The sequence below is a fragment of the Arthrobacter sp. YAF34 genome (assembly GCF_052113245.1).
GTDB lineage: Bacteria > Actinomycetota > Actinomycetes > Actinomycetales > Micrococcaceae > Arthrobacter.
The window spans coordinates 140,417-152,544 of the sequence record NZ_JBFRCV010000011.1 but is presented as its reverse complement, the minus strand read 5'-3'; the positions used below and the strand labels follow the sequence as shown (position 1 = coordinate 152,544).

Genomic DNA, 12,128 nt, shown 5'->3' with positions numbered 1-12,128 from the left:
CCCCGACGGCGGCCGGCCCCGCCACGTTCACGGTCACCGCCACGAACGGGGTCAGTCCCGACGCGGTCACCCCCTCGATCACGATCACCGTGAACCCCGCCCAGACGGCCCCGGTGTTTACGGCGTCCACGCCGCCGGCGACGGCCACCGTCGGCACCGCCTACACCTACACCTTCGCCGCCACCGGTAATCCGGCTCCAACGTTCAGGGTCTCCTCCGGCACCCTGCCGGCCGGGCTGGGCCTGAACACCACCACCGGGGTCCTCTCCGGAACCCCGTCGGCGGCCGGGGCGACGACGTTCACGGTCACCGCCACGAACGGGATCAGCCCCGACGCGGTGACCCCCTCGCTCACCATCACCGTGAACCCCGCCCAGGCGGCCCCAGTGTTCACGGCGTCCACGCCGCCGGCGACGGCGACCGTCGGCGCCGCCTACAGCTACACGTTCGCCGCGAGTGGTAATCCGGCGCCGACCTTCAGGGTCTCCTCCGGCACCCTGCCGGCCGGACTCAGCCTGAACACCACCACCGGGGTCCTCTCCGGCACCCCGTCGGCGGGCGGCCCGGCAACGTTCACGGTCACCGCCACGAACGGGATCAGCCCCGAAGCGGTCACCCCCTCGCTCACTATCACCGTGAGCCAGGCCCAGTCGGCCCCGGTGTTCACGGCGTCCACGCCGCCAGCGACGGCGACCGTCGGCGCCGCCTACAGCTACACGTTCGCCGCGAGTGGTAATCCGGCGCCGACCTTCAGGGTCTCCTCCGGCACCCTGCCGGCCGGACTCAGCCTGAACACCACCACCGGGGTCCTCTCCGGCACCCCGACGGCGGCCGGCCCGGCAACGTTCACGGTCACCGCCACGAACGGGATCAGCCCCGACGCGGTCACCCCCTCGCTCACGATCACCGTGAACCCAGACACGACCGCCCCAACGGCCCCCACAAACCTCTCGGCCGTGGCCGGCTCCGGCCAAATATCCTTGGCCTGGAGCGCCAGCACCGACAACGTCGCCGTCACCCGCTACAACATTTCCCGCAACGGGACACCCGTCGGCAACGCCACCGGCACGACTTTCGTTGATGGATCAGTAGTCGCGGGCACCACCTACAGCTATACCGTCACGGCACAGGACGCGGCCGGAAACGTCAGTACCCCCTCGAATACCGCCACTGCAACAGCCTCCGGCGTCCGGACCATCACCGTCGACAAGCTCGTGACCGCCCATCAGGGCACCAGCGCCGCCACAGTCCGCGCCTCCGGCCTAACGACCACCGGAAGCAACCAGCTGATTCTTGCCTTTATCAGTTCCGACGGCCCCAGCGGCGGCGGCACCGAATCCATGAGATCGGTCAGTGGCGGCGGTCTCACCTGGACGCTCCGCCGGCGCACAAACGCCCAGGCCGGCACAGCCGAAATATGGCAGGCCGTCTCAGCCGGGCCGCTCACCAATGTCACCATTACCGCAACCCAGAACTCGGGCTCGTGGCAGTCAGCGATGACCGTCGTGGCGTTCAACAATGCCGACACCACTAATGGCACCACAGCCGGGGCCAGCGCCGCCTCCGGAGCCCCGAGCGCTAGCCTCACCACCACCCGCGCCGGATCATGGGTCTGGGGCGTTGGAACCGACTGGGACGCTGCGCGGGCGCGGACAGTCGGGCCGGCCCAGACCCTGGTCGATCAATACTTCCCCCCGGCCGGCGATACGTATTGGGTGCAGCGCCAAACCGGGCTGACAGCCACCAGCGGAACCGTCGTGGCCATCAACGACACCGCCCCCACCGCCGATCGTTGGAACCTGGCGCTCATCGAGATCCGCGCCGTCCCATAGACAGGCTGCGCCTACTTCAGCCGAGAAACCGGCTTGACGTCCCAGCGCCCGCTTTCGGTGGTGATCGCTGGGCCGGCCTTTACCACTGGCGTCTCCTGGGCCGCCGGCTCAGGCCACTGCCCGGCCGCCCTGGATGACCATCCGTGGCCTGGCTTCGTCCCACAGCACCGAAGGCTCTTCAAAGGGATTGCCGTCCAGCAGCACGGCGTCGCCCGCAGCTCCGGCGCCGATGCGGCCAATGTCCGGGTTCTGCAGCAGCTCGGCGTTGACGGACGTCATCGACCGCAGGGTTTCAAAGACGCCGACGGCCTCGATCTGCAGGCGCACGCCCGCCAGTTGGTCGTCTTCCAGATCGCCCATCAGGTCTGAACCAAAGCCCACCTTGACGCCGGCCTCCAATGCCAACCCAATGGCTTCTTTGCCGGCCGAGAGCACCTCGGCATTTTTGGCCTGGGATACGGGGTTCAAGCCAAGGGCCTCGCCACGCCGATTCATCGCATCATAGGCGGCCAGGGTTGGCACCAGGAATGCGCCATGCTGAGCCATGAGTGCGGCGGTGGGCTGGTCAAGCAGGTTTCCATGTTCAATTGAGCGGACACCGTTCTCCACCGAGTGCCGGATTGCCTCCGGCGAATAGGCGTGTGCCGCCACGTAGCTTTGGCGCCGCACTGCTTCGTCCACCACGGCCCGGATTTCCTCTGCGGAATACTGAGGAAGGCGGATCGGATCGGTCAGGGAGACCACGCCGCCAGAGGCCATGATCTTGATCGCGTGACTGCCCGTGCGGAACCGCTCCCGAACAGCCTGGCGTAGGTTGTCGGGGCCGTCCACCACGGCACACATGTGGCCATGGCTGAAACAAATGTCGACGTCGGCCGAGCGTGGGTCGCCATGCCCGCCCGTTTGGCTAAAGGCCGCGCCCGTGTAGTAGTAGCGCGGCGAGGCTATGAGACCGCCCTCAATCGCCCGCGCGAGGCCCCTGTCACCGCCGGCAACATCGCGGACGGTAGTGAAACCCCGACGCAGCGCCGAGCCCAGCCGCCTGGCCCCCACCAGCGCAGAATAGCTCAGCGGGCACCGTTCCACTTCCATGCCTCCTAACCCGACGGCATATGCATGGAAGTGTGCGTCGATCAGCCCTGGCACCGCCACCTTGCCCCCGGCGTCAACCACCTGCCCCTCCGGTGCCACGTCTCCCACCGCGGCAACAAGCCCGCCGCGGAAGACGATGGACGCCTCACGAAGCTCAGGCGAAATTCCGTCGAATACCAAGGCATTGGCGATAGTCATGGACTGGTTCGGTGCAGAGTCCATCTCGGTTCCTCTTGGTTGTTGCTGTCCGCTCTCAGAGGCAAGCGCGGGATGTTTCCAAGGACCTCAGCCAGAGATTGGCAATGCAGGACCGGGAAGCGGGGTCGGTGCGTCCGGCAGGAAAGTCTTGGGAAATGCTCTGCCACATCATGTCACAAAGGGGGGGTGGAAGAGGGGCTGTAGTTCCATGAACACGATCTCACACTGCCACCGGAACTGCGCGGCATTGGTGTCCGGCTGGGGTCGTGTCAGTCGGCCGCCAGTGTGCGGCGCAGCTCACGTTTTAGCACCTTGTGGCTCGGGCCCAGGGGGAACTCGCCGGCGAACCGGATGTGGCGGGGGTATTTGTGTTTGGCGAGATGCTGTTGACTCCAGTGAATGATGTCTTGCGCGCTGGGCGGGTTGCCCTCGTGGGCGGGATCCAGGATTACGACGGCGCACACCTCTTCGCCCCGCAGCTCGTCCGGCAGGCCGATGACGGCGACCTGGGCGATGGCCGGGTGACGGGAAAGAACCTCTTCAACCTCCCGGGGATAGACGTTATAGCCTGAGCGGATTATGACGTCCTTGGTCCGGTCGACGACGTAGATGAAGCCATCCTCGTCCATAGTTCCGAGGTCGCCTGTCCGGAACCAGCCGTCCACCATTGCTTCCTGCGTGGCTTCCGGGTTGTTCAGGTAGCCGGCGAAGACGTTGTGGCCGCGCACCAGGATCTCTCCGAGCTCGCCCGTGGGGACCGGAACGCAACGTTCGGGCAGCCGGCGGTCGGCGATTTGGACCTCCACACCCCAGACGGCTTGGCCGACGCTTCCGGGTCTAACTCCGGAATGGGGTGTATTTGTCGCGACGACCGGGGACGTTTCCGACAATCCGTAGCCTTCATAGATGGTGACTTCGAAGGTGGCGTTGAACTTTTCCATGACTGCCAGGGGCAGCGCGGCTCCCCCGGAGACGCACAGCCGCAGCGACGGCAGGTCGGGCCGCCCCTCGGCGGCGCTGAGCAGTTGCATGTACATGGTCGGCACGCCGTGGAAGACGTCGACCTTGTGGGCTGCCATGAGCTCCAGGGCAGCCTCCCCCGTGAACCTAGGCAGCAGGACGAGGGTGCCCCCGAGCCGGAACAGGGCGTTCATGCTCGCCGTCTGCCCAAAGACGTGGAACAGGGGAAGACAACCCAGCGCGATGTCGCTGGTCCGCACGTCGTTGGCGTCCACAGCGGACACGGTCGCGTTCATGACCATGTTCAGGTGTGTCAGGACGGCGCCTTTGGGCCTGCCGGTCGTGCCAGAGGTGTAAAAGATGACTGCGGGATCCTCGGCTTCTCGGCTAACGTAGCTGCGCAGTTCGCTGGCGCCGTCCGAGCGGAGACGGTCCACGCCGGCTTCATCGCTGTCAGGCTTGCGGCCCACCAGCAGCAGCGGGATTCCGGCCGCCGCAGCAGCCTGCCGTCCCACGGCTAGGAAAGCCCCGTGGCAGACGAGAATTTTGGCTCTGCTGTCACGGAGCACGTGGATGACTTCCTCGACGGTCAGCAACAGGTGTACGGGAACCACGACCCCGCCGGCGGCCTGCACGCCGTAGTAGGTGGCGGGGAACTCGACGACGTTGGGCGACATCAGCGCCACGGCGTCGCCCGGCCCAATCCCGGCGTCTTGAAGCTGGGCGGCGTAGTTGCGGGCGTGCTGCCACAACGTGGAATAGGTATATGACTGGCCGCCGCTGATGACGGCCGTCTTGTTCGGGTATTTGCGGGCCGATTCTGCGAGAATCGCGGCGAGCGACAATACGGTCATGGGTTCTGCTTTCTCTTGTTTTCGGGCCCGGCCGACGGACGATCGAGCAATGCGGCCAACGTGTTCTCCACGACTGCCCGTGCCTCGTCTGCGGACAGCCCAAGGCCGTCCCGCAGGAGCTTCCAGTTGGCCCAGTCCGCCGCTGCACAGATCGACAGGACCATGCGCGTTCGGTGGGCCGGCTCCAGCTCGCCCAGTTCCGCGTCGAACAAGCGTTCGACGTCGTCCCTGATGCGTTTCAGGTTCTCCTGCAGGTTCTGTTGCAGTGCCGCGGAGAACGGACGCTGCAGGTCGGCGGCGCGGGCCAGCGGAGCGATGGCCTCCAGGATCGGGGCGCGCTGCCGGCTGTAGGCAGTGGTGCGTTCCGCCAGCGGAAGTACCACTGGAATAGGCTCGAAAGCCTCGTCCTGTTCGGCCAGCTGGCGCGCGGCCGTGTTGGCCATGACACTCTCCATGTCCTTGAAGTGGTCCCACAGCGCACGGATCGACACTCCAGCACGGGCCGCGATCTGCCTGGCGGAGGGTTTGAGTTCGCCGTCGTTGATCAGCCCGATATGGGCATCGCTGATGATTTGCCGGGTTCGCCGGGCGCGGGCGCTTCGTCCATCCACGGCACCAGTCATCCGGGCAGGCCCAGGCCTGAAGTCGCGCTATCGACGGCTTTCGACAGAAAGCCGGCTGGCAGTAGACTCACGTCACCGCACTGCTCGGCGTAGCGCCTCAGTCGGTCTGCGACGTAGCCGGTGCCGACGTGATCGGCGTACCACATTGGACCGCCGCGGTAGGCGGGCCAGTTGTAGCCTTTGACCCAGATGACATCGATATCACCGGCCCGCTCGGCAATTCCCTCATCCAGAATGCGTGCGCCTTCGTTGATCATCGGAAAGAGCAACCGTTCCAGAATCTCGCTGTCCGAAATTTCCCTGCGGGATACGCCAAGCTTCCGCGAGACTTCCAAGATCAGCTGCTCAACCTCGGGGTCATCGTGCCCTTCGCGTCCCACATAGGCGTAGTAGCCCGCACTGGTCTTCTGCCCGAACCGTCCGGATTCACACAAGGCGTCGGCGACGGGCGCCGTCCTGCCCCCGGCCTTGCGGTTGCGCCAGCCGATATCCAGTCCTGCCATGTCACCCATCTCAAACGGCCCCATCCGGAAACCGAAGCCTTTCAGGACCTGGTCCACTTGGCCGGGCAGGGCCCCCTCGAGCAGCAGTTGCTCGGCCTGAACGGAGCGCACCTCAAGCATCCGGTTCCCGACGAAGCCGTGGCAGACACCGACGACGACGGGTGTTTTGCCGATTCGGCGTGCGGTGGCGAAAGCGGTCGCCAGCGTCGCGTCGTCGGTCGAGGATCCGCGGACCACTTCGACCAGTGGCATAACGTTTGCTGGGCTGAAGAAGTGCATCCCCAGGACCCGGGCGGGAAAGCGCGTACCTGCCGCGATGTCGTCGATGCCCAGGTATGAAGTGTTCGAAGCGAGGACGCAATCGGGACGGACGAAGCGGTCCAGCGTTGCGAAGATCCCCTGCTTGACCTGCAGGTCCTCGAAGGCTGCTTCAATGACGAGGTCGACGTCGGTGAGATCCGCGTAGTCCAGGCTGCCCGTGATCAGCGACTCCAGCTGTGTAGCGCCTGCCTGCGTCCTGCTGCCGCGTGACACCGAAGCAGCAAGGTTCTTCTGGACCTGTGCCAGGCCGCGGTCCAAGGCGGCCCGTTCTGCCTCCACGACCGTAACCGGCATGCCGGCGGACGCCAGCGCCATGGCGATCCCGCCCCCCATCGTCCCGGCACCTACGACGCCCGCACGGCGGACGGCCCTCGCCGCGTCGGTGTCAAGATAAGCGGGTCTGCGTGCCGCCCTTTCGGCGGCGAAGAGGTGGCGCTGGGCAGCCGACTCCGGGCTCTTGACTCGCTCTTCGAACTTCTCCTGCTCCACGTTCGCTCCCCGGTCAAAGGACTGCTCGATGCCCGCCGACATGGCGTCGACCGCGGCTTGGGCGGCATACGGGTCCCTGGCCTTGCGCACCGCGTCCGCAGCCAGACGGCTCACGGTACCGGGCACGGCCGCGGCTTCCGTAACCTTCCCGGTGCGGTCCCGGGTCCGGCCCGGCGCCCGCGTGGCCGCATACTCCGTCGTCCAGCGCACCGCGTCCGGCGAGCCGGGATCCTCCATCACCGCATCAACCAGACCGTCCCGGAGCGCCTCCGAGGCTGACACTTCTTTTCCCGTGAGGATCATTTCAAGGGCGCGTTCCGGGCCCACCAGGCGGGGCAGGCGCCCGGTCCCGCCGGCCCCTGGCAACAGTCCAAGGGCGATCTCCGGCAGGCCCAGGCGCGCGCCTGGCGCGGAGATCCGGGCATGTGCGGCCATCGCCAGCTCCAGTCCCCCGCCCAATGCCACACCAGTGATTCCAGCGATGACCGGCTTCGGGAAGTCTTCGACCAACGCGATGAGCTCCCGGAGATCCGGCCGGCCCACCCCGCTTCCCAACCCGGCGACGCCGGATTGGGAATTGTCTGATTCGGGGCTGTTTAATTCGGAGACGTCCGCCCCGGCCGAGAATGCTTCGGGCTGGCCGAGCAACAGGACAGCGGTAACAGCCCGATCCCTGGCGACCCGCATGAGCGCTTCGCTAAGTGCCCGGCGCAGGGCGCGTCCCAGTGCGTTCACCCGTCCGCTGTTCATGGTGATTCGCGCTACTCCGTCCACGAGGGAAACGGTGACGATCTGGTCTGCAGGTCCGGGCACGGCGTCCCCACCTCTCTGTCGGTGATTAGCTGAATGCGGATATGCCGGTGATGTCCCGCCCGACCAGCAGGGATTGAATAGAGTCAGTTCCCTCGTAGGTGCTCACAACATCCATGTCGGTCATGTGCCGGGCCACGTGGCGCTCCAGCAGAATGCCGTTCCCGGCCAGCATGTCCCGGGCTTCAGCGCAGATCCATTTGGCTTTCTGGGCAGTCGACATCTTCACCATGGAGGCCATCGGGCCGGTCAGCCGGCCCGTTTCGCCAAGTTCGGCCATCCGGTGGCACATCAGTTGCATGGCTGTCAGTTCGCTGAGCATGTTGGCGAGCTTGTTCTGCACCAGCTGGAACGAGCCGATCGGCCGGCCGAACTGCGCCCGCTCCAGGGCGTACCGGGCCGCGATCTCGTAAGCGGCCATCCCATGGCCCATTGCCTCCCAGGCGGCACCGCCGCGGGTCGCGGTGAGAACCCTGGTGACGTCCTTGAAGGAATCACAGTTCTCGAGGCGGTTTTCCGCGGGGATTCTTACGTTGTCTATCACAATGTCAGCCTGCTGGATGGCGCGCTTGCCGATCTTGCCGGTGATCACGGTCGGACGGTAGCCGGAAGGGTGCTCTCCGTCGTCGCCTTTTTCCAGCACGAAGGCTTTTACCCGGCCGTCGGCAGCGTCGCGGGCGAACACGACAACCACGTCGGCCATGTGTCCGTTTCCGATCCATCGCTTATGCCCGTTGAGGACGTAGCTCTCGCCGTCCCGGCGGGCGCTCGTCTCCAAGGCCACCGAATCCGAGCCATGCAACGGTTCAGTCAGCGCGAACGCGCCGATTTTCTCCAGGGCTGACATGGAGGGAAGCCAGCGCTGCCGCTGGGCCTCGCTGCCGAGCATATTGATCGAGCCCATGGCCAGACTCGAATGGACGCCGATGAAAGTATTGATAGACCCGTCGCCGCGCGCGATCTCGCGGGCGACGATACCGGCCGCCCGGCGGCCCAGCCCCGGGCAGCCATAACCGTCGATCGTGCTGCCAATGATGCCGAGCCGCGCCAGTCCCGGCAACACCTCGGCAGGGAATTCCGCACGCTCCCAATAATCATTGATGACCGGAAGAATGTCCGAGTCCACATAGGACCGGACCCGGTCCCGGAGACTCCGTTCCTTCGGCGTCAACTCATCGTCAAGCAGGAAATAGTCGCTGTTCACGTCCACTCGGGTCACCGGGTGGCCCCTTCGCCTCGGGTTCCGTAAGTGCGATCCAGCTCACACTTACCTAACAATCTGCATAGTAACTGCAATTTGTTCTTAACCCAAGGCACCCTTGTCACACCGCCGGAGAATCGGCCGCCCGCGCCCCCGCCATGGCTCGACCGTTAACGAGAAGGGCGACTGGATCGCTGTGTCAGCGCAAGACGGCGGGCCCGTACCTTCGCGCTGAAGGTACGGGCCCGACGTCGTTCTGGAAACCTGCTGTAGCTCTGAAGCCGGAGGCTAGCCGTCCGAGCCGGCCGGCGTCGTCGTCGGCGTGTAGCCTTCGAGCTTTAGCGCCGCGGTGGCGTACTTGTTGGTGAATGTGTCGGTGAAGTTGATCTTGGAAGCGTCAACCCCGTTCTGCTTCTCCATCGCAAAGATCACCTTGGGGCCGCCAGCGGGCATGAGGCCGTCCGACAGGAACTGCCCCTTGTCGGTGTCCAGGGCCTTGATGTACTGGTCCTTCGAGATGGTGCTGTTCTGGACGAAGGAGGAGGGCAGCTTGTCCGCGATGTCCGCCGCCGAGTGGGTGCTGATCCAGTGCATGGTGTCCACGAGGGCGTTCACAACCTTCTGGGCCGAGTCCTCGTGCGACTTGACCCAGTCGGACTGGGCGAGGACGCTGGCCGCCGGCCAGGCGCCCCCGAGCGCAGCTTTGGTGCCGTCCGAGGTGGCCAGATCGATCGCGGAGACGGCCAGGTTCTTGCTCTCGAGCGCGCCGACGGTGGGCTGCGTTGTCATGACGCAGTCGGCGGATCCGCGCTGGATCGCCGCTATGGCAGTGGATCCGGCGCCCACGGCGATGGTGTGGTAGTCGTTCTTCGTCACTCCCGCCTTGGCGGCGATGAACTGGGTCAGCTCATCGGTCCCGGAGCCGAGGTCGGTCACGCCGACGGTCTTGCCCCTGAGGTCCGCCGCGGAGTGGACATTGGCTTTGGGGCTGCACATGATGCGTTCGCCCGGGGCGCTGGAGAGCTGCACGAGGTCGATGACGTTCTTGCCTTTGGACTGGAAGTCGACGGTGTGGATGTACCACGCGCCGGCCATGTCGACCTGGCCGGAGGCCATTGCTTCCTCCGCGCCGACGCCGCCATGCTGCTCCGTCGAGAGCTCCACATTCACCCCATACTTCTTGTAGTTGCCGAGACTTTCGGCAAGCTGGTACGGGAGGTAGATCTGCTTGTCGATGCCGCCGACCATGAGCTTGACCGTGGGCATCGCCGAGGTGTCGGCGGACGCCGCGCTGCCGGAACCGCTTGAGGCAGGGGAGCTGGCCGACGTGCTGCCGCCGCAGGCGGCGAGGCTGAGCGCAACCACTCCCAGGGTAGCCGTGGCGTAGATCTTGTGCTTCATCATTGGGGCACTTTTCCTTATTCTCTTCGTGGATATTGCTGTGTTTCCGGGTAAAAATTTGGGGAAGCCGTCAGATCGCCTGGGCTTCGGACCGGTTAGGCGGCCGCCATTTCAGGAGGGTGTGTTCCAGCAGGCTGATCAGATATTCGGCCGCGAGCGTGATCACGGCAATGATCACCATGCACGCGAATACCGTGTTCGGGTCGAAGGTGCCCTGGGCCTGGCTAATGATCAGGCCGATCCCCTGCTGAGCACCGAGCACCTCCGCGACCAGGGCGCCGATAATCGCGAACCCGAAGGCCGTATGGAGGCTTGCGATGATCCACGTCATCGCCGACGGGATGGTCACGTGAATCGCGACTTGGACCGGGGATGCCCCAAGTACGCGGACGTTCGCGACGAGGTTCTGGTCCACCTCACGCACGCCCTGGAAGGCGTTGAAGAAGACGACGAAGAACACCAGCACCGCGGCGAGCAGAACCTTGGGGAACACACCGAGGCCGAAAGCCACGATGAAGATCGATCCGAGGACGATGCGGGGAATCGAGTTCACGATCCTGATGTACGGGCCGACGACGGCTGAGAGGTACTTGTTCGAGCCCAGCAGGATCCCAAGCACCACGCCGACGAACGTGCCGAGCAGGAAGCCGAGGACCGCTTCCTCCATGGTGACCCCGAGGTTCTCCCAGATTGTCCCGAACGCTGTTCCCTGCGTAAAGAGCATCACCAGGCTGTTCCAGATCTCGCTGGGCTGACCGAAGAAGAACTTGTCCACCCAGCCTTCCTCCGTAAACCACTGCCACCCGCCCACCACAGCCACGGCGAGGGCGGCACGGCCCACCCAGATGGCAGTCGTGCGGCGCCGGTGCGACGCTTTTCCGGACTGCACGGCCGCTGCCTGCTGCTGCTCCTGCGAGTTCACCTTTTCCCCCTGCACAAGAGCGGTCATGCTGCTGCACCTGCCGATCGCGCGTAGGCACGGGTGACCTCGTCTTTAAGCGATTCCCAGATCTGGCCCTGAAGCTCAAGAAAGCGTTCTTCGTGGCGGATTTGCTGGACATTGCCGCGTGGCCGGGGCAGATCGATGTCGAAGACGTCCTTGACTGTCCCGGGGCTGCTGGTCATGATGACCACGCGGTCGGAGAGTGCAACGGCCTCGTCGAGGTCGTGCGTGATGAACAGGACCGAGGGCCGGAGCTCCTCCCAGAGCTTCAGCAGTTCGTTCTGCATGATGGCCTTGGTCTGCACGTCGAGGGCACCGAACGGTTCGTCCATGAGCAGGATCCTCGGGTTGTTGATGAGCGCCGCGGCCATGGCCACGCGTTTCCGCATGCCGCCCGAGAGCTGATGTGGGTAGCGGTCCTCGAAACCCGCCAGCCCCACACGGCGCAGCCAGTCCCTGGCAAGCAAGGTGGCCCCGCGCTTTGGGGTTCCCAGCAGGACCGGTCCCATCATCACGTTGCTGAGCACGCTCTTCCAGGGGAAGAGCGCATCCGCCTGGAACATGTAGCTGACGCCGTCAGTGACGCCATCGACGGTATTGCCGCCGACGCGCACAGAGCCCTCGCTGGGACGCTCCAGCCCGGAAACCTGGGCCAAGGTGGTCGACTTGCCACAGCCCGTGGGGCCGACGATCGAGCAGAACTGCCCCGGTTCCACGGAAAGCGTCACGTCCCTGATCGCTGTAAAAGTTTCACCCTTCGGCGTGAGATAGCGCTTGGTCAGCCCGGTGACCTCGATGCCGGCATCACCGCCGCCATCTGCTGGTGGGCGAATTCGACGGTCTACACCCATGGTGTAAAGCCTCTCTGTTAAATCGACGCCAACCGCCCATTTGCGGCGAC

9 protein-coding genes are annotated in these 12,128 nt (G+C 65.3%); 1 reads left to right on the top strand and 8 read right to left on the bottom strand.

Annotated elements, in window-relative coordinates; translation table 11 throughout:
• Positions 1-1,832 (top strand): putative Ig domain-containing protein (locus tag AB4Y72_RS14745; protein ID WP_441426903.1); only part of this gene is annotated, 1,832 nt, incomplete at its 5' end.
• A gap of 108 nt (positions 1,833-1,940) precedes the next feature.
• Here the strand turns inward: AB4Y72_RS14745 and AB4Y72_RS14740 are convergent.
• The 8 genes from AB4Y72_RS14740 to AB4Y72_RS14705 form a co-directional block, all read right to left on the bottom strand.
• A complete protein-coding gene (locus AB4Y72_RS14740) occupies positions 1,941-3,146 on the bottom strand; it encodes an amidohydrolase family protein (RefSeq protein WP_441426902.1) in 1,206 nt (401 codons plus the stop codon).
• Positions 3,147-3,391: 245 nt separating this feature from the next.
• The gene (locus AB4Y72_RS14735; protein ID WP_441426901.1) at positions 3,392-4,936 is read right to left on the bottom strand and encodes a long-chain-fatty-acid--CoA ligase; all 1,545 of its coding nucleotides are present in this window, start codon (positions 4,934-4,936) and stop codon (positions 3,392-3,394) included.
• Entirely contained in the window at positions 4,933-5,547 is a 615-nt protein-coding gene (locus AB4Y72_RS14730) for a TetR/AcrR family transcriptional regulator (RefSeq protein ID WP_441426900.1), read from the bottom strand. Before AB4Y72_RS14730 ends, AB4Y72_RS14735 begins: the two co-directional genes overlap by 4 nt.
• Positions 5,548-5,555: 8 nt before the next feature.
• The gene (locus AB4Y72_RS14725) at positions 5,556-7,685 is read right to left on the bottom strand and encodes a 3-hydroxyacyl-CoA dehydrogenase NAD-binding domain-containing protein (RefSeq protein ID WP_441426899.1); all 2,130 of its coding nucleotides are present in this window, start codon (positions 7,683-7,685) and stop codon (positions 5,556-5,558) included.
• Positions 7,686-7,710: 25 nt separating this feature from the next.
• Entirely contained in the window at positions 7,711-8,901 is a 1,191-nt protein-coding gene (locus tag AB4Y72_RS14720) for an acyl-CoA dehydrogenase family protein (RefSeq protein WP_441426898.1), read from the bottom strand.
• 270 nt (positions 8,902-9,171) lie between these two features.
• Entirely contained in the window at positions 9,172-10,287 is a 1,116-nt protein-coding gene (locus tag AB4Y72_RS14715; protein WP_441426897.1) for an ABC transporter substrate-binding protein, read from the bottom strand.
• Positions 10,288-10,354: 67 nt separating this feature from the next.
• Complete coding sequence (locus AB4Y72_RS14710) at positions 10,355-11,233, bottom strand: ABC transporter permease (RefSeq protein WP_441426896.1); 879 nt, start codon at positions 11,231-11,233, stop codon at positions 10,355-10,357.
• The gene (locus AB4Y72_RS14705) at positions 11,230-12,078 is read right to left on the bottom strand and encodes an ABC transporter ATP-binding protein (protein WP_441426895.1); all 849 of its coding nucleotides are present in this window, start codon (positions 12,076-12,078) and stop codon (positions 11,230-11,232) included. Before AB4Y72_RS14705 ends, AB4Y72_RS14710 begins: the two co-directional genes overlap by 4 nt.
• Positions 12,079-12,128: the final 50 nt, after the last annotated feature.

Bases quoted from the DNA above. Each gene is read 5' to 3' on its own strand.
- AB4Y72_RS14715 (WP_441426897.1), bottom strand. From the start codon at position 10,287: ATGATGAAGCACAAGATCTACGCCACGGCTACCCTGGGAGTGGTTGCG.
- AB4Y72_RS14735 (WP_441426901.1), bottom strand. From the start codon at position 4,936: ATGACCGTATTGTCGCTCGCCGCGATTCTCGCAGAATCGGCCCGCAAA.
- AB4Y72_RS14740 (WP_441426902.1), bottom strand. From the start codon at position 3,146: ATGGACTCTGCACCGAACCAGTCCATGACTATCGCCAATGCCTTGGTA.
- AB4Y72_RS14705 (WP_441426895.1), bottom strand. From the start codon at position 12,078: ATGGGTGTAGACCGTCGAATTCGCCCACCAGCAGATGGCGGCGGTGAT.
- AB4Y72_RS14710 (WP_441426896.1), bottom strand. From the start codon at position 11,233: ATGACCGCTCTTGTGCAGGGGGAAAAGGTGAACTCGCAGGAGCAGCAG.